Here is a 17,193-nt window from a genome sequence, read left to right as displayed (position 1 = left end):
CGGCTGCCGGAACCCCGTCGGGGTTCCGGCAGCCGGCGTTTCCGGGGCGGCCGGCGTTTCCGGGGCGGCCGGCGTTTCCGGGGCGGCCGGCGTTTCCGGGGCGGCCGGCGTTTCCGGGGCGGCCGGCGTTTCCGGGGCGGCCGGCGTTTCCGGGGCGCCCGGCGTTTCCGGGGCGCCCGGCGTTTCCGGGGCGGCCGGCGTCGGCGGGGGCGGCCGCCGGGTCCGGACACGAAGAACCGCGGGTCCGCACGCCCGGGGGGAGGGGCGTGCGGGCCCGCGGCGGCCCGGGGGTTCCCGGAGGGGGGTGCCGGAGGGGTTCCCGGGCGGTCTGCGAGGCCGTCAGCCGAGGTCGTCCCGCGTGACCTGGCGCTCCTCCACGAGCCACCGGCCGTCGCGGCGCACCAGCCGGTCCTCGCACAGCGTGCTGGCCCGGATGACGGACTGTCCGCCGCGCGGCGTCTCGATCACCAGGGCGTAGCACCGGGCGTGGAGGTCGTCCTCGGCGCACTGCTCCAGCGACACCATGCCCAGCCAGTGCCGGCGCTGGACGCCCTTGGCGGCGTACTCGTCGCTCGCGGCGCGGACGGCGGCCGCGATGGTCGCCCGGCCCCGGGCGGGCTGCGGGTGCGCGTTGGCCGCGAAGACCCCGTCCTCGGTGAAGGTCTCGGCCCACTCCTCGGCCCGGCCGCTGTCGAGGAGCTGCATCTGCTGGGCGTAGAACTGCTGGACCTGCTGGTAGAGCCCGGCGGTGTCGGCTACGGGCGGGTGCTCCGTCACGGTCATGGCGGCTTCCTCTGTCTCGTGGGGCCCCGTGGGACCCCGTGCAACCGGCAGTGCACGGCCGAGCCTCGTCCGCGCGGCTCGGGCCGGGCTCGGACGCCGCTGGACGCCGGCGGGGCGGCGGGCGGTCCCTGTCCACCCGGGTTCGATCCCTGTTCGAGGGCGGTTCGGCAGGTTGTCGGCACCGAGGATCTTCGGCCGAGCACCGAGAGGAGCGGCACCATGCCGGACACGGAACAGCGGGTGGCCCTGGTCACCGGGGGCACCAGCGGGATCGGGCTGGCGGTGGCCAGGGGGTTGGCGGGAAGCGGCTTCCGGGTCTTCGTCTGTGCGCGGAGCGCCGACGCGGTGGAGCTCACCGTCAAGGAGCTCCGGCAGGAGGGCCTGGAGGCCGACGGCGCCGCCGCCGACGTGCGCCGCCCGGAGGACGTGCGCGCGCTGGTGGCGGCGGCGGTCGAGCGCTGGGGCCGGATCGACGTGCTGGTCAACAACGCGGGCCGGAGCGGCGGCGGGGTGACCGCGGAGATCGCCGACGAGCTCTGGTACGACGTGATCGACACCAACCTCAACAGCGTCTTCCTGATGACCCGCGAGGTGCTCAACGCCGGCGGCCTGCAGGAGCGCGGCTGGGGCCGGATCGTCAACATCGCCTCCACGGGCGGCAAGCAGGGCGTGGTCCTGGGCGCCCCCTACTCGGCCTCCAAGCACGCGGTGGTCGGCTTCACCAAGGCCCTCGGCCTGGAGCTCGCGAAGACCGGGGTCACCGTCAACGCGGTCTGCCCCGGCTACGTGGAGACCCCGATGGCCCAGCGGGTCCGGCAGGGGTACGCCGCGGCGTACGGGACCTCGGAGGAGGCGATCCTCGAGCGCTTCCAGACCAAGATCCCGATGGGCCGCTACTCCACCCCCGAGGAGGTGGCGGGCCTGGTCGGCTACCTGGCCACGGACACCGCCGCCTCCATCACCGCTCAGGCGCTCAACGTCTGCGGCGGCCTCGGCAACTACTGAGCCCCCGCGACCCGCGAGAGGAAGGGTTCCCCATGTCCACGTCCACGTCCGCCCCCACGGAGCAGGCGCCCACGGAGTCCGCGCCCACGGAGCACCGCACGGTGCACAGCACCGCGGTGGCGGCGCCGGCCGAGGCGGTGTACGCGATCGTCGCCGACGCCGCGCGCTGGCCGCAGTACTTCTCCCCGAACATCCACGTCGAGCACCTGGAGCAGGGCCCGGGCAGCGAGCGCATCCGCATCTGGGCCACCGCCAACGGCGAGGTCCAGTCCTGGGTCTCCCGCCGGGAACTGGACCCCGGGGCGCTGCGGGTGACCTTCCGCCAGGAGGTCAGCCAGCCGCCGGTGGCCGCCATGGGCGGGGAGTGGACCGTCCGCCCGACCGGCGACGGCCACTGCCTCCTGGAGCTGCACCACGACTTCCGGGCGGTGGACGACGACCCCGCCGCGGTGGAGTGGATCAACGCGGCGCTGGACCGCAACAGCGCGGCCGAACTGGCCGGCATCCGGGAGCTCGCCGAGCTGGGCGACCGGCTGGACGAGCTGGTCTTCAGCTTCGAGGACACCGTGCACGTCGCGGGCTCGGGCGCGGACGTCCTCGCCTTCCTCGACCGCGCCGACCTGTGGCCGGAGCGGCTGCCGCACGTCGCCCGGCTCGACCTGCGGGAGGAGGTGCCGGGCCTGCAGCTGATGTCCATGGACACCCGGGCCGCGGACGGCTCGGTGCACACCACCGAGTCGGTGCGGGTGGTCCTCGGACCGGACCGGATCGTCTACAAGCAGACCGTGGTCCCGGCGCTGATGTCGGCGCACACCGGCAGCTGGACCGTCACCCCGGCCGGCGACGGGGTCGACGTCACCTCCCGGCACACCGTCACCGTCCGCCCCGAGGCGGTGGAGCGGGTCCTCGGCGAGGGCCGCACCGTCGCCGACGCCCGCGCCTACATCCATCGGGCGCTGAGCACCAACAGCGGCACCACGCTGCGGCACGCCCGGAACTTCGCGGAGGCCCTCCGTGGCTGACCGGCTGCCGGCCGCGGCAGGCCTGCCGGAGCTCCCGGCCCGGCTCGACGGGCTGCTCGCCGAGGCCGCCGCGGCCCACCCCGACCGGACCGCCCTGGCCGGCGTCGGCCGCCCGCTGGACTACGCCGCCCTCGACCGGCGGGTCTCGGAGGTCGCCGCCGCGCTGGACCGGCTGCCGGAGGGGGCGCCGCCCGGCGGCACGGTGGCCGTCGCCTCGGTGCTGCACCCGGACTTCGCGGTGGCCTACTACGCCGTGGCGCGCGCCGGCCGGGTGGTGGCGGTCGTCAACCCGCTGCTGCGCGAGGAGGAGCTGGTCCACGTCCTCGGGCTCTGCGAGGCGCGGGTGCTGTTCGCCGACGCCGCGCTGGACCGGCGGCTCGCGGCGGTCCGGGAGCGGCTGCCCGCCCTGCGCCGGGTGGTGCTGATGGCGGGCACCTCCGAGGACGCGCCCGGGGACGCGCCCGGGGACCGGCTCACCCTGGACGGCCTCGCCGGGCAGCGGCCGGACCCGGTGCGGAACGGCGCCGCCCCCGGGGACGTCGCCTGCGTCCAGTTCACCAGCGGGACCACCGGCCGGCCCAAGGGGGTGCGGCTGACCCACCGGAACCTGGTGGTCAACGCGGCCCAGATCGCCCAGGCGCACCGGCTGGACGGCGGCTCGGTGACCGTCAACCACCTGCCCACCTTCCACCCCATGCACCTCAACTCGGCGGTGCGGGCCGGCGCCACCCAGGTGCTGTGCGCCGCCCCGGAGCCGTCGGCCGCGGTGGCCGCGGCCGACGAGCACGGCGCCACCCACCTGTACAGCCTGCCGGTGCGGCTGGCCCGGCTGGCCGCCGGGCCCGCGCCGGACGGCCCGTCCCTCCGCACGGTGGCCAGGATCGCCTCCGGCGGCTCGGCGCTCCCCCCGGCCGCCGCCCGCCGGCTCACCGAGCGCTTCGGCGTCCCGGTGTTCCAGGGCTACGGCCTGGCGGAGACCTCCCCGCTGACCCACAGCGACGACCCGGACCACCCCGTCCACGGCTCGGTCGGGCGGCCGGTCGCGGGCACCGAGTGCCGGGTGGTCGACGTCGACACCCGGGCGGTGCTGCCGCCCGGCGCCGTGGGCGAGGTGCAGCTGCGCGGCCCCCAGGTGATGAAGGGCTACCTCGGGGGCCCCGACGGCACCGGCCTGGAGCCCGACGGCTGGCTCACCACCGGGGACGTCGGACGGGTCGACGAGGAGGGCCGGCTGTTCCTGGTGGACCGGCTCAAGGACGTCTTCAAGTGCGACAACTTCCTGGTCGCGCCCTCCGAGGTCGAGCAGGCGCTGCTGCGGCACCCGCTGGTCCGCGAGGCGGTGGTGGTGGACCTGCCCGACGGGTTCGGCGGCGCGGTGGCGGGTGCCCTGGTGGTGCTGCGGCCGCCGGCGGGGGCGCCTGCCGGGGCGTCCGCCGGGGGCGCCGCGGAGGTGCCCGCCGGGGCGCTGCCCGAGGTGCTGGCCGAGGTGCTGGCCGAGGTCAACGAAGGGCTTCCCTACTACCAGCAGGTCAGGTACGCCGAGGCGGTGGACGGCATCCCCCGCTCCGGCAACGGCAAGATCCAGCGCCGCGTGCTGCGCGACGCCCTCGCCGCCCGGACGGCCGACGGCCGCCCCCCGCTCCCCCTCACCGAAAGGTCAGCGATGTCCGCACCGCTCTTCACCGTGGTCAACACCTTCACCCTCAAGCGCGGCGAGGACGCCGAGGAGTTCGAGCGCCGCTTCCTGGAGCACGTCCGGTGGATGCGCGCCCAGGAGGGCTTCCACTCCCACCAGGCCGTCCGCCGTGCCGACGCGCCCGGCGTCTACGTGAACCTCGGCTGGTGGACCTCCGCCGAGGACTTCCAGAAGGTGCTGGCCAGCGAGGTCTTCCAGCGGCACGCCGCGGAGTTCCACGAGATCGTCGACGTCGACGCGGACCCCTCGATGGGCGCCGTCCGGGTCGACGGCGGCACCGTGCCCACCGAGGGCCGGCCGTTCGTCCTGGTCGAGTACTTCACCGTGACCGGCGACGCCGCGGAGTTCGAGCGGGCCTTCCGGGCGTACGCGCAGGCCGCGGCCCGGGGCGCCGGCTTCGGCCACACCGACCTGGCCCGCTCGCTGTTCAAGCGCCCCGGCGGCTGGACCGCCGCGACCTGGTGGGGCAGCGAGGAGGCCTGCCGCGAGGCCCGGTCCGGCCCGGAGTACGCGGCGGTGCTGGCCCAGGCCGAGGTCGAGCCGGTGGTGGCGGCGCCGGTCGCGGGCAACCGGGCCGACCGGGCCGTGGCGGTCTGAGCCCGCGGCCGGGGCGAGGAGAGGAGGCAGCCCGGTGGCTGCGCAAGAGGTCCGCACGGACGTCTGCATCGTCGGGGCCGGGCCGGCCGGCATGGTGCTGGCCCTGCTCCTGCTGAGGTCGGGGGTCCGGGTGGCCGTCGTGGAGCGGTCCCGGACGCACCAGCGCGAGTTCCGCGGGGAGATCCTGCAGCCCGGGGCGATGGCGCTGCTGGACGACCTGGGCGTGCTCGCCGGGGCCCGGGCCCGGGGCGCCCTGGAGCACTCCCGGTTCCGGCTGGTCGAGCAGGAGCGGGTGCTGCTGGACATCGACTACCGGGCCCTCCCCGGGCCCCACGACCACCTGCTCAGCATCCCGCAGGCGCACGTCCTGGACGAGCTGCTGCTGCACTGCGAGAAGTACGAGGGCTTCACCTGGCTCAGCGGGTTCCGGGTGGGCGGGCTGGTCCGCGAGGGCGGCCGGGTCGCCGGGGTCACCGCGGACGGCCCGGACGGCGGCCGCACCGTGCTGGCCCACTGCGTGGTGGGCGCGGACGGCCGGTTCTCCAAGGTCCGCCGGCTCGCGGGGATCGGCGCCGGCCGCAACGACGCCTTCGACCTCGACGTGCTCTGGTTCAAGCTCTCCACGGACGGCGCGCCGCCCGGCGGGGCCGCCGGCCGGGACGTCCGCGTGTACCGGGCGAGCGGCAGCCCGGTGCTGGTCTACGCGTCCTGGCCGGACCGGCTGCAGATCGGCTGGACCCTGCCGCACAAGGGCTACCGGCAGGCCGTCGCGGGGGGCCTGGAGCAGCTCAGGGAGCAGCTCGCCGCCGCCGTCCCCCCGTACGCCGGGCTGATCCGGGAGCAGGTCACCTCCCTGCGCGACCTCAGTCTGCTGGACGTCTTCTCCGGACGCGCCGACCGCTGGGCAGACCACGGCCTGGTGCTGATCGGGGACGCCGCGCACACCCACAGCCCGATCGGCGCGCAGGGCATCAACCTGGCGGTGCAGGACGCGGTCCTGCTGCACCCGCTGCTGGTCTCCTCGCTGGCCGCCGGCGACGCGAGCCGGGAGTTCCTCTCCGCCTACGAGCGCCGTCGCTCCCCCGGCATCGCCTCGGCCATGCGCCTGCAGGCCGTCCAGAGCAAGGCCATGCTGTCGACCGGCCGCTTCGCCACCCGGGTCCGCCCGAGGCTGGCGGCGGCGGTGCGGCACACCCCGCTCCACCGCGCGGTGCTGCGGCGCATCGCGTACGGGGACCCGCGGATCCGGATCGCCCGCGAGTGCTTCCGCTGATCCGCCCGGGATCCCGGCCGGCGGCCTGCCCGACCCCTCGGGGTCGGGCAGGCCGCCGGCGCGTCCGGACGGCGCGGCCCCGGTCGAGCGCGCCGACAGCGGCGTCCGAGGAATCCTCGACCGGACCCGCCCATGGTCTCCCTGTCCGACAGGGGTGCCACGGTGCACACCACGACGGTGAGAAGAGGACCGATGAAGGCTCTGGTCTTGTCCGGCGGTACCGGAACCCGCCTGCGACCCTTCAGCTACTCGATGCCCAAGCAGCTCATACCGATCGCCAACAAGCCGGTGCTCCAGCACGTCCTGGAGAACATCCGCGACCTGGGGGTCTCGGAGGTCGGCATCGTCGTCGGCGGGCGCGAGACGGAGATCGCCGCCGCGGTGGGCGACGGGTCCCGGCTTGGCCTGCGGATCACCTACCTGCGCCAGGAGCAGCCGCTCGGCCTGGCCCACTGCGTCTCGCTGGCCCGGGGGTTCCTCGGCGAGGACGACTTCGTGATGTACCTCGGCGACAACATGCTCCCGCAGGGCGTGGCCGCCGCCGCGGAGGAGTTCCGGGCCCTGCGCCCGGCCGCCCAGGTGGTGGTCCGCAAGGTGGCCGACCCCCGCGCCTTCGGCGTGGCCGAGGTGGCGGCCGACGGCCGGGTCTCGCGGCTGGTGGAGAAGCCGGCGCAGCCCCGCAGCGACCTGGCGCTGATCGGCGTCTACTTCTTCACCCCCGCCGTCCACCGGGCGGTCGGCTCCATCGCGCCCAGCAGGCGCGGCGAGCTGGAGATCACGGACGCGATCCAGTGGCTGGTCCTGCAGGGCGCCGAGGTCCGGGCGCACGAGTACCAGGGCTACTGGAAGGACACCGGCAGGGTGGAGGACGTCCTGGAGTGCAACCGGGAGCTGCTGGACGGCGTGGAGCGCTCGGTGCTGGGCGAGGTCGACGACGACAGCCTGCTGGTGGGCGCGGTGGTGCTGGAGCCCGGCGCCCGCGTGGTGCGCTCGGTCATCCACGGCCCGGCGGTGGTCGGGGCGGACAGCGTGGTGGAGGACAGCCACATCGGCCCGCACACCTCGATCGGCCGCAACTGCACGCTCTCCGGGACCCACCTGGAGTACTCGATCGCCCTGGACGGCGCGACCGTCTCCCAGGTGCGCGGCCTGCACGGGTCGCTGCTCGGCCGCTCGGCCGCGGTCACCACCGCCGACCTGGGCAGCCACCACCGCCTGGTGGTCGGCGACCACACCCGGGTGGAGGTCGCCGCATGAGGCTCCTGGTCACCGGCGCCGCCGGCTTCATCGGCTCGCACTACGTCCGCACGCTGCTCGACGGCGGCTACCCGGGGTACGAGGACGCCCGGGTCACCGTGGTCGACAAGCTCACCTACGCGGGCTGCCGGGAGAACCTCCCGCCGGCCCACCCGCGGCTGGAGTTCGTCCAGGGGGACGTCTGCGACCTGCCGCTCCTCCTCGACCTGCTGCCGGGGCACGACGCGGTCGTGCACTTCGCCGCCGAGTCGCACGTCGACCGGTCGCTGGAGTCGGCCGCCGAGTTCGTCCGCACCAACGTCGGCGGCACCCAGACGCTGCTCGACGCCTGCCTGCGCACCGGCGTGCAGCGGGTGGTGCACGTCTCCACCGACGAGGTGTACGGCTCGATCACCGAGGGCTCCTGGACCGAGGAGTGGCCGCTGCAGCCCAACTCGCCGTACGCGGCGTCCAAGGCCGCCTCCGACCTCGTCGCCCGCGCCTACTGGCGGACTCACGGGCTGGACGTCTCGATCACCCGCTGCAGCAACAACTACGGCCCGTACCAGAACCCGGAGAAGCTCATCCCGCTCTTCGTCACCAACCTCCTGGAGGGCCTGGAGGTGCCGCTGTACGGCGACGGCTCCAACATCCGCGAGTGGCTGCACGTCGACGACCACTGCCGGGCCGTCCAGCTGGTGCTCACGCGGGGACGGGCCGGCGAGGTCTACAACGTGGGCGGCGGCAACGAGCAGACCAACCGCCGGATCACCGAGCTGCTGCTGGAGCTGTGCGGCGCGGACCGGGACCGGATCCGCCCCGTCGCCGACCGCAAGGGCCACGACCTGCGCTACTCGCTGGACGACGGCAAGATCCGCGAGCAGCTCGGCTACGCGCCGCGGATCCCCTTCGACGAGGGGCTGGCGGCGACCGTCGCCTGGTACCGGGACAACCCGGGCTGGTGGAAGGCCCTCAAGCACCGCGAGGAGCAGCGATGACCGACGTGCGACGGACCGGGGAGGGGACCGGGCCGCAGGTCCTCGTGGTCGGCGCGGGCCCGGTCGGCCTCACCGCCGCCCACGAGCTGGCCCGGCACGGCGTCCGGGTGCGGCTGGTGGACGCGGCGCCCGGCCCGGCCCGGACCAGCAGGGCGCTGGCCACCCACGCCAGGACCCTGGAGACCTACGACCAGATGGGGGTGCTCGGCGGGCTGCTGCCCCGCGGGCAGCGGGTGGAGCACTTCACCCTGCACCAGAACGGCCGCCGCCTGGTGCGCTTCGACACCGACTACAGCCGGCTGCCGACCCGGTTCCCCTTCACCCTGATGGTGGACCAGGTGGTGACCGAGGAGGTGCTGCGCACCGCGGCCGCCCGCCGCGGGGTGGAGCCCGAGTGGGGGGTGTCCCTGGAGGGCTTCGAGGACCGCGGCTCCGAGGTGGCGGTCCGGCTGCGCCACCCGGACGGCACGGTCGAGGAGACGGCGGCCGGATGGCTGGTCGGCTGCGACGGCGGCCACAGCACCGTCCGCAGGCAGCTCGGCCTGCCCCTGGTCGGCGAGAGCAGCGAGACCTGGCTGATCGCCGACGCGGTCGTCGACTGCGACCTGCCGCGGGACAGCATCCACTGGATGCGCACCCGCGCCGGCACGGTCATGCTGGTGCCCTTCCCCGACCCGGGCAAGTGGCGGCTGCTGGACACCGCCGACGTCTCCTACGACGGCGACGACGAGGCGGTGGCCCGGCGCTTCGCGGCGAAGATCGAGGCCGGGACCGGCCGGCCGGTCCGCGTCTCCGCGCCGAGCTGGGTCTCGGTCTTCACCATCCAGCAGCGCATGATCCCCACCATGCGCTCGGGGCGCTGCTTCGTCGCCGGCGACGCCGCCCACGTGCACAGTCCGGCCTCCGGCCAGGGGATGAACACCGGCGTCCAGGACGCCTTCAACCTGGCCTGGAAGCTCGCGGCGGTCCTCCACGGCACCGCCGGGGAGGAGCTGCTGGACAGCTACGGAACCGAGCGGGTGCCGGTCGGGGCCGCGCTGCTGAGGTCCACGCGGTTCGCCACCGTGCTGGTCCAGCTGCGCAGCCGCCTCGCCGCGGCGGCGCTGCGCGGGGTCTTCACCGTGGTCAGGTCGCTGCCCCCGCTGAAGTCCAGGATCCAGCGCAAGATCATGGGCGGGATGTCCGCCCTGGACCTGCGCTACGACGGCAGCCCGGTGACCCTGCCCGCGGCGGCCGCGGCGCAGCCCGCCCCGGGCGGCCGCGCGGCCCGGGTGACCGGGGAGACGCTGGCCCGGTCGGAGGGCTGGCGCCGGCTGGTCGCCGAACTCCGCGAGCCCGGCTGGCTGCTGCTCGCCTTCGCACCGTACGGCGGCGCCGCCCTGGACCGGATCGCCGACGCGTACCGGTCGGGCCTGCGGGTCCGCGTGGTGCCGTCCGGCACCGGGAGCGCGGCGGTCGGGCCCGGCACCCTCGCCGATCCCGGCGGGATGCTGGCCGACGGGCTCGGTGCGGGCCCCGGCGACTGGCTGCTGGTCCGGCCGGACGGCTACGTCGCGGCACGCGGCGGCCCGGCCGGCGGTCCGGGCCCCGAGGCGGCGCTCACCGCCCTCGGCCTGCGGCCGTCGCCCGCGGAGGCCCCGCGGCCCGTCGCCCCGGGCGTGGGCGGCGGCCGGGGGGAGGAGCTCTGATGGGCGGGCTCACCGACCGGGTCGTGCTGATCAGCGGAGCCGCCGGCGGGCAGGGCGCGGCCACCGCCCGCCGCTTCGTCGAGGAGGGCGCCCGGGTCGTGCTGGGCGACGTCGACGAGCGGGTCGGCAAGGTCGCCGAGGCGCTCGGCGACGCGGCCGCGGGCGTCCGCCTGGACGTCCGCGACCCGGAGTCCTGGGCGGCCGCCGTCGCCTGCGCCACCGGGCGCTGGGGCCGGCTCGACGGACTGGTCAACAACGCGGGCGTGCTCCACCAGGCGCCGCTGGAGGCGACCCGGCCCGAGGACTACCTGCGGGTGGTCGAGGTCAACCAGCTCGGCGTCTTCCTGGGGATGCGGGCCGCGGTCCCGGCACTGCGGGCGGCCGGCGGCGGAACGGTCGTCAACATCGCCTCGGTGAACGCGCTGCAGGGCGTGCCGCTGCTCACGGCCTACTGCGCCTCCAAGCACGCCGTGATCGGCATGACCAGGGTCGCGGCGCTGGAGCTGGGCCGGGACGGCATCCGCGTCAACGCGGTCTGCCCCGGGGTGGTGGCCACCGAGATGACCGGCGGCATGCCCGAGCGGATCGAGCGGCGCCTGCTGGAGGAGATCCCGGCCGGCCGCTTCGGCCGCTCCGAGGAGGTCGCCGCGCTGACCCTCTTCCTGAGCGGCCCGGACTCGTCGTACTGCTCCGGCGGGGTCTTCGTGGCCGACGGCGGCTGGACGGCCGGCTGACCGTCCGCCGCAGCGCACAGCCGCACACGTGATTCCACACCACAGGGGAGAACCGAGATGAACGAGGTCCAGAACAACGGCGCCACGCCGCTCGCCGTGGTGGCGGTCTTCCGGTTGAAGGGGGACGCCGCCGAGTTCGAGCAGCTGCTGGCGGAGCAGGGCGAGCTGATGCAGGCCGACGCGGGGTTCCGGTTCGGGATCCTCGCCAGGTCGGCGGAGTCGCCGGACACCTACGTCAACATCGCCTGGTGGCGGGACTCCGTCTCCTACCTGACGGTGGTCCGCTCGTACGCCTTCGCCTCCCGGGCCATGAGCGGCATCGGCCGGCTCGCGGACACCCGGATCGACCGGCTGGCCGCGCTGGAGCCCGACGGCACCCTGCTGCCCGCCGACGGCGCGGAGCAGGGGCTGCTCGAACTGGCCGCCTTCGACCTGCCGGAGGACGCGGACCGGGCCGGGTTCGAGCAGCGGCTCTCCGGGCAGGCCGCGTCGCTGGCGGCCCGCGACGACGTCGCCCAGGTCGCCCTGGCCCGCTCGCTGGTCCGGCCGGGCGGCTACACCGCCCTGTCCTGGCGGACCGCCGACGGGCCGGCGGCGGACGACTGGCCTGCCTGGGCCGCCGGGCAGGAGACCGGCCGCTACCGGGTGGTCTCGGTGGTCGCGCCGGTGGCGGTCTGACCCTGGTCCGGGCGGCGGGTCAGGCGGGGCCGTCCTCGGCGAGCCGCTCCAGGACCGGCACCAGCTGCGCCGGGGCCGGAAGCTGGCGCATGCCCTCCTGGAGCTTGCGCGCGCCCGCCGCGTACCCCGGGTCGTCGAGCAGCTCCCGCAGCGCCGCGCGGACCGCCCCGCTGTCGTCCTGGGCGGCCGGGTCGTCCAGGGTGATCCCGGCCCCGCACGCGGCGATCCGGTCGCCGACCACGAAGGTGTCCAGGTGTCCGGGCAGCACCAGCTGCGGGAGTCCGAAGGCGGTCGCCGTCAGCTGGGTGCCGGACCCGCCGTGGTGCACCACCGCCGTGCAGCGGTCCAGCACCAGGTCGAGCGGGACCGGGTCGACGATCCGCACCGACCGCGGCACCGGCCCGACCCGGTCCCGGAAGGCGGCCGGCACGGTGACGACGGCCTCGGCCCCGTCCAGGCCGTCGAACGCCTCGACGATCCGGTGCAGCAGCGGCATGCCGTTCATGGCCAGGGTGAGCTGCCCGAGCGAGACGCAGACCCGGTGGCCCTCGGGCGGGGTCAGCGCCCAGTCGGGGAGGATGCCGGCGCCGTTGCTGGGGATGTACCGGACCGGCTCGCCCGGCGTCACCTCCGGGTCCTGGAAGCCGGGCGGGCAGGGGTCGAGCACCAGCGCGGGGTGCGGCAGCCCGTCGGGCAGGCCCAGCCGGGCGCAGACCCCCTGGAGCGGCCGCAGCCCGGCCCCGCGGGCGGCCTCGCCGACCGGGTCCACCCCCCAGCGGTGCTGCACCACGGGGACGCCGAGCACCCCGCCCACGATCAGCGCGCCGTAGTCCAGGCGGTCGGAGAGGACCAGGTCCGGCCGCCAGCCGCGGGCGAAGGCCAGGTAGCTGCCGACGGTGTAGCGGGTGTGCACGGTCCACGGCCGCAGCGCCGCCGCGAAGGCCGCGGGCCCCGGCCTGCCCTGGACCTCGATCGGGCGGCGGTCCGGCGGCAGCCCCAGGGCCATCAGCTCGGCCGCGTCGAAGGCCTCGCCGACGACGTGGCCGGACAGCCCCGCGGCCCGGGCGGCGTCCACCACGTCGGGCTGCCCCAGGACCAGGGTCTCGTGGCCGGCGGCGCGCAGTGCCCAGGCGAGCGGGACCAGCGGTGCGAAGTGGGTCGAGACGGGGGTGGTGATCAGGAGTACGCGCATCGGCGCTCCTCGGGTCGTAGGGGGACGGACGCCCGGGGCGGCGCGGCGGCGGGCCGGCGCGGCGGCCCGGGCCCGCCCAGCGTCCCGGGCCGCGGTGGAGAAGGCCTCGGGCCGCGTGCGAGCGGCGCGGCCGGCTTCCAGCCGTGTTCGAGCGGCGGTCGTCCGGCCGCTCCCACCCTGGGGCCACCAACGAAGGGGAGGGCACTCGACATGACCCCACCGGATCCCAGATGGAACCCACCGCCGCGGCCCTACCGGCGCGGGACCACGATGCTCGAGCTCTTCGACTGGTCCGCCCGGCGCTTCCCGGAGGCGGCGGCCATGGTCGACGGCTCCCGGCGCATCGGCTACCGGCAGCTCGACCTGGCCTCCGACGACTTCGCCGCCCGGCTGGAGGACGCCGGGGTGGGGCACGGCGACCTGGTCCCGCTCCTGCTGCCGCGGGGACCCGAGCTCGTGGTGGGCATGCTCGCGGTGCTCAAGCGCGGCGCCGCCTACGCGGCGCTCGACCCGCGCTGGCCCCGGGACCGGATCGCCGGGCTGCTGGACCAGCTGTCGGCGCGCGTCCTGGTCACCGCCGAGGCCGGCCCGTGGGCGGTCCCCGTGGCGGAGCCGCCGGGCGACCCGCGGCAGGCCCCTGCCTCGGGGCACCGCCGGCCCTCCCCGGTGCAGGTCGGCGGCGACGACGCCTGCTCGGTCTTCTTCACCTCCGGCACCAGCGGGGTCCCCAAGGCGGTCCTCTCCCCGCACCGGGGCGTGGCCCGGCTGTGGGACGACTGCGAGTTCTCCGACTTCGGCCCGGGATCGGCCATCGTCCAGGTGGCGCCGACCCCGTGGGACGGGTTCACCTACGACTGCTGGGGCGCCCTGCTCTGCGGCGGCACGGTGGTCTTCGCGGAGTCCCCGCTGCTGCCGGGGACGCTGCGGCGGCTGGTCGGGACCGAGGGGCTCACGCACGTCTTCGTCACCACGGCGGTCTTCCACCTGATCGTCGAGGAGGGCATCGGGGCCTTCGCCGGGCTGCGCAAGGTGATGGTCGGCGGCGAGAAGGTCTCCCCCGCCCACGTGCTGCGCTTCATGGAGGCGCATCCCGGCACCGGGATCTCCAACGTGTACGGCCCGGTGGAGTGCACCGTGATCGCCACCGAGCGGGTGCTCACCCGGGAGGACTGCGCCGACCCGGCCGGCCTGCCCCTGGGCCGCCCGCTGGCCAACACCGAGGTCCACGTGCTCGACGGCGACCGGGTCTGCGACGTCGACGAGGACGGGGAGATCTGCCTGGGCGGCGACGGCCTGGCCCTCGGCTACCTCCGGGACCCGGAGCTGACCGCCCGCAAGTTCACCGAGGTGGAGGTCGGCGGCCGCCGCACCCGGCTGTACCGCACCGGCGACCGGGGCCGGTGGAGCAGGGACGGCGTGCTGTACATCGGCGGGCGGCTGGACCGCCAGGTGAAGATGCGCGGCCTGCGGATCGAGCTGGAGGAGGTCGAGGCCTGCGCCGCCGGGGCGCCGGGCGTGGCCGACCCCGCCGTGGTCCCGGTCACCGGCGCCGACGGCGCCTGCACCGCACTGGGGCTGTTCTTCACCGGCCGGGGCCCCGGGGCGCCCGACGGGGCCGGGCTGCGCGCGTACCTCGAGGCCCGGCTGCCGGACTACATGGTGCCCGGCCGGATCGAGCGGCTGGACCGGCTCCCGCTGAACGCCAACGGCAAGGTCGACCGCGCCGCGCTCGCCGAGCGGGCCCGGGCGGCCAGGGCGGCGGAGGCCGGGGCCGTCGGGGCCGCCGGGGCCGCCGGGACGCCTGCGGATGCGGCGGAGCAGCGGGTGGCCGCGGCCTTCGCCGAGGTGCTCGGGGTGGACCGGGTGCCGGTCGGCGCTTCCTTCTTCGACCTGGGCGGCAGCTCGCTGGACGCGGCCCGGGTGTGCGCCCGGCTCGGCGGTCCCGACCTCCCGGTGGAGGCGGCCCAGCTCTACCGCACCCCCGACGTGCGCTCCCTCGCGGCCTGGCTGGAGGCCCACCGGACACCGGAGCGGGCCGCCGGGCCGGAGACCGCGCGCCGGGTCGGACTCACCTCCATGCAGGACCTCTTCCTGGTCCGCGACGAGAGCGACACGCTGCTCTGGCAGGTCGGCGGCGCCGTCGACCGGGCGGCGCTGCGGGCCGCCCTCGGCGACCTCCACCGCCGCCACCAGGGGCTGCACGCCCGCTACCGGTCGCTCGACGCGCCGGTCGCGCTGCTGCCCGAGGACCCCGGCGAGCCGGAGTTCCGCGAACTGCCTGCCGCCGATCCCGCGGAGGCGCGCGCCGCCGTGGAGGCGGCGCTGCGCGAGCCGCTGGACATCGCCGAGGGGCTGGTCTGGCGGGCGGCCGCGGCCGGCACCGCCGACGGCGGCACCCTGCTGGGGCTGACGGTCCACCACGTCGCCTTCGACCGGTGGTCGTCGGCCCTGATCACCGAGGACCTCGGCCGTGCGTACACCGCGCGCACCCAGGGCCGGGAGCCGGACTTCCCGGCGCCCGCGGCCGGCCTCGCCGAGGCCAACGCGGAGCACCGGCGCTACCTCGCCCTGGTGGACCTCGACGGGCAGCGCGCCTTCTGGCGCGACACCCTGCGCGGCCTGACCGAGCTCGCGGTCCCCGGCCGCCGCCGCAGCTGGGAGCCGACGGGGCCGCTCGCCGTCCACCGCACCGGCCTGGCCGGGGCGGGGTACGGCGCGGACGCCGAGCCCCCCGGCTTCGCGACGCTGTTCGCCGCCGTGGTCCGGGTGCTGCGGACCGTCACCGGGCAGCAGGACGTCGCCGTCGCCGTACCGGTGGCCCGGCGCGGCGGGCGGCTGATGGACGCCGCCGTCACCAACCGGGTCGACGTGCTGTGCCTGCGCGCCGCCCCGGACGGCGGCGGGCCGGAGCTGGCCCCGGCCCGGGCGGCGGAGATCGTCAACCGGGCCCTGGCCCACCAGGAGCTGCCGTTCCGGGAGGCCGCGATGGCGCTCGCCGAGGTCCAGGACGTGGGCCCGCTGCTCAACCTGCCGCTGTTCTCCGTGCACGACAGCCGTCCCGCGGAGCCGGCGCTGGCCGGGCTGCCGGTGAGGCGGCTGGAGCGGCCGGAGCTCCGGGGCGCCAACCAGCTGACGGTCGAGATCGACCTCAGGGCGGAGGACGGCCCTGAGGTGGTCGTCAGCGTCCGTACCGACGTGTTCCCGGCCGAGCTGGCGGAGCTGGTCGCCACCGGGTTCGTCCGGGCCCTGCGGACCGGCCGGGTGCCGGCCGGCAGCGGGACCCGAGGGTGAGGGGCCGGCCGTGCGCGTGATGTTCTGTGTCTCGGACTGGCCGGGGCACTGGTTCGCGATGGTGCCGACCGGCTGGGCCCTGCAGGCCGCCGGGCACGAGGTGCGGGTGGTGTGCGCGCCGTCCCAGGCGGCGCCGCTGACCCGCGCCGGGCTGACCCCGGTGCCGGTGCTGGACGGCTGGGACATGACGTTCCAGGCCCGGCTGCAGAACTACCTCAACGCCCGGGACGGGCTGTGGCCCTTCGACCGGCTGCCGCCGCACCCCCTCACCGGGGAGCCGCTCGGGCGCCTGGAGGAGTTCGACCTCGGCGGATGGTTCGAGGAGCACAACCCGCGGCTGGTGGCCGCCGCCCGCCGCAGCACCGACGCCGCGGTGGCGTTCGGCCGGGCCTGGCGGCCCGACCTGGTCCTGCACGACCAGCTCAGCCTGGAGGGCCTGCTGGTCGCACGGGTCCTCGGCTGCCCCTCGGCGCTCCACCTGTGGGGGCCGGCCGGCACCGGCGAGCAGGAGCCGGGGCTGGACCTGCTGCCGGTGGACATGAGCCGGGCCTTCGAGCGCCACGGGGTCGGCCGGGTCGGCTTCGACCAGGTCGCCCGGGTGGTCGACCCGTGTCCGGCCGGGGTGGCCCCGCCGCTGCTCGCGGGCGAGCGGCTGCCGGTGCGGTTCGTCCCCTACAACGGCCCCGGGGCGGTCCCGGACCCGGCACCGGCGGCGGGCCGGTCCGGGCGGCCGCGGGTGTGCGTGGTCTGGGGCACCTCGGTCACGGCGATGTACGGTCCGGCGTCGTTCGCGGTGCCCCGGGTGGTGGAGGCGCTGGCCGGGCTGGACGCGGAGGTGGTCCTCACCGTCACCGGGGCGGACCGCGAGCGCATCGGCGCGCTCCCGCCCGGCATGCGGCTGCTGGAACAGGCTCCGCTGCACCTGCTGCTCCCCGGCTGCGACCTGGTGGTGCACCACGGCGGGGCCGGCTGCACCATGACCGCGCTCGCCGCCGGCGTC

13 protein-coding genes are annotated in these 17,193 nt (G+C 76.3%); 11 read left to right on the top strand and 2 right to left on the bottom strand.

Features of this window, described 5'->3' with window-relative positions:
- Nucleotides 1–339: 339 nt before the first annotated feature.
- Nucleotides 340–783 (bottom strand): nuclear transport factor 2 family protein, encoded by a 444-nt coding sequence (locus tag LO771_RS22930; RefSeq protein WP_230745782.1) that lies wholly within the window; start codon nucleotides 781–783, stop codon nucleotides 340–342.
- A 219-nt stretch (nucleotides 784–1,002) separates the two neighbouring features.
- Between LO771_RS22930 and fabG the strand changes: the two genes are divergently transcribed.
- The 9 genes from fabG to LO771_RS22885 all read left to right on the top strand — a co-directional run bounded on the left by fabG (nucleotide 1,003) and on the right by LO771_RS22885 (nucleotide 11,710).
- On the top strand, nucleotides 1,003–1,788 hold the full coding sequence (fabG, locus tag LO771_RS22925) for a 3-oxoacyl-ACP reductase FabG (protein WP_230745780.1): 786 nt from the start codon (nucleotides 1,003–1,005) through the stop codon (nucleotides 1,786–1,788).
- A gap of 32 nt (nucleotides 1,789–1,820) precedes the next feature.
- Nucleotides 1,821–2,810, top strand: coding sequence for an aromatase/cyclase (locus LO771_RS22920; protein WP_230745778.1), 990 nt, complete (start codon nucleotides 1,821–1,823; stop codon nucleotides 2,808–2,810).
- Nucleotides 2,803–5,103, top strand: a complete 2,301-nt coding sequence (locus tag LO771_RS22915) for an AMP-binding protein (RefSeq protein ID WP_230745775.1) — start codon at nucleotides 2,803–2,805, stop codon at nucleotides 5,101–5,103. The genes LO771_RS22920 and LO771_RS22915 overlap by 8 nt, the downstream gene beginning before the upstream one ends.
- A 34-nt stretch (nucleotides 5,104–5,137) precedes the next feature.
- A complete protein-coding gene (locus tag LO771_RS22910; protein ID WP_230745773.1) occupies nucleotides 5,138–6,376 on the top strand; it encodes an FAD-dependent monooxygenase in 1,239 nt (412 codons plus the stop codon).
- A gap of 192 nt (nucleotides 6,377–6,568) precedes the next feature.
- The gene (locus LO771_RS22905) at nucleotides 6,569–7,633 is read left to right on the top strand and encodes a glucose-1-phosphate thymidylyltransferase (protein WP_230745765.1); all 1,065 of its coding nucleotides are present in this window, start codon (nucleotides 6,569–6,571) and stop codon (nucleotides 7,631–7,633) included.
- A complete protein-coding gene (rfbB, locus tag LO771_RS22900; protein WP_230745750.1) occupies nucleotides 7,630–8,610 on the top strand; it encodes a dTDP-glucose 4,6-dehydratase in 981 nt (326 codons plus the stop codon). The genes LO771_RS22905 and rfbB overlap by 4 nt, the downstream gene beginning before the upstream one ends.
- Nucleotides 8,607–10,298, top strand: coding sequence for an FAD-dependent oxidoreductase (locus LO771_RS22895; RefSeq protein ID WP_230745748.1), 1,692 nt, complete (start codon nucleotides 8,607–8,609; stop codon nucleotides 10,296–10,298). The genes rfbB and LO771_RS22895 overlap by 4 nt, the downstream gene beginning before the upstream one ends.
- Entirely contained in the window at nucleotides 10,298–11,032 is a 735-nt protein-coding gene (locus tag LO771_RS22890) for an SDR family NAD(P)-dependent oxidoreductase (protein ID WP_230745740.1), read from the top strand. The genes LO771_RS22895 and LO771_RS22890 overlap by 1 nt, the downstream gene beginning before the upstream one ends.
- Nucleotides 11,033–11,089: 57 nt before the next feature.
- Nucleotides 11,090–11,710: an antibiotic biosynthesis monooxygenase family protein gene (locus LO771_RS22885; protein ID WP_230745738.1), complete on the top strand. Its 621-nt coding sequence runs from the start codon at nucleotides 11,090–11,092 to the stop codon at nucleotides 11,708–11,710.
- Nucleotides 11,711–11,729: 19 nt separating this feature from the next.
- Here LO771_RS22885 and LO771_RS22880 read toward each other — a convergent pair whose 3' ends face one another.
- Nucleotides 11,730–12,902 carry a nucleotide disphospho-sugar-binding domain-containing protein gene (locus tag LO771_RS22880; protein WP_230745736.1) on the bottom strand — a complete coding sequence of 391 codons (1,173 nt, stop codon included), beginning with the start codon at nucleotides 12,900–12,902 and terminating at the stop codon, nucleotides 11,730–11,732.
- A gap of 270 nt (nucleotides 12,903–13,172) precedes the next feature.
- Between LO771_RS22880 and LO771_RS22875 the strand changes: the two genes are divergently transcribed.
- Nucleotides 13,173–16,193: a non-ribosomal peptide synthetase gene (locus LO771_RS22875; RefSeq protein WP_230745733.1), complete on the top strand. Its 3,021-nt coding sequence runs from the start codon at nucleotides 13,173–13,175 to the stop codon at nucleotides 16,191–16,193.
- Nucleotides 16,194–16,212: 19 nt separating this feature from the next.
- Nucleotides 16,213–17,193 (top strand): nucleotide disphospho-sugar-binding domain-containing protein (locus tag LO771_RS22870; RefSeq protein ID WP_230745723.1); only part of this gene is annotated, 981 nt, incomplete at its 3' end.

The organism is Streptacidiphilus sp. ASG 303, assembly GCF_020991365.1.
GTDB lineage: Bacteria > Actinomycetota > Actinomycetes > Streptomycetales > Streptomycetaceae > Peterkaempfera.
This window is presented reverse-complemented; position numbering and strand designations above follow the sequence as displayed.

Bases quoted from the DNA above. Each gene is read 5' to 3' on its own strand.
- LO771_RS22890 (WP_230745740.1), top strand. From the start codon at position 10,298: ATGGGCGGGCTCACCGACCGGGTCGTGCTGATCAGCGGAGCCGCCGGC.
- LO771_RS22930 (WP_230745782.1), bottom strand. From the start codon at position 783: ATGACCGTGACGGAGCACCCGCCCGTAGCCGACACCGCCGGGCTCTAC.
- LO771_RS22895 (WP_230745748.1), top strand. From the start codon at position 8,607: ATGACCGACGTGCGACGGACCGGGGAGGGGACCGGGCCGCAGGTCCTC.
- fabG (WP_230745780.1), top strand. From the start codon at position 1,003: ATGCCGGACACGGAACAGCGGGTGGCCCTGGTCACCGGGGGCACCAGC.
- LO771_RS22875 (WP_230745733.1), top strand. From the start codon at position 13,173: ATGCTCGAGCTCTTCGACTGGTCCGCCCGGCGCTTCCCGGAGGCGGCG.
- LO771_RS22905 (WP_230745765.1), top strand. From the start codon at position 6,569: ATGAAGGCTCTGGTCTTGTCCGGCGGTACCGGAACCCGCCTGCGACCC.
- rfbB (WP_230745750.1), top strand. From the start codon at position 7,630: ATGAGGCTCCTGGTCACCGGCGCCGCCGGCTTCATCGGCTCGCACTAC.
- LO771_RS22885 (WP_230745738.1), top strand. From the start codon at position 11,090: ATGAACGAGGTCCAGAACAACGGCGCCACGCCGCTCGCCGTGGTGGCG.
- LO771_RS22880 (WP_230745736.1), bottom strand. From the start codon at position 12,902: ATGCGCGTACTCCTGATCACCACCCCCGTCTCGACCCACTTCGCACCG.
- LO771_RS22920 (WP_230745778.1), top strand. From the start codon at position 1,821: ATGTCCACGTCCACGTCCGCCCCCACGGAGCAGGCGCCCACGGAGTCC.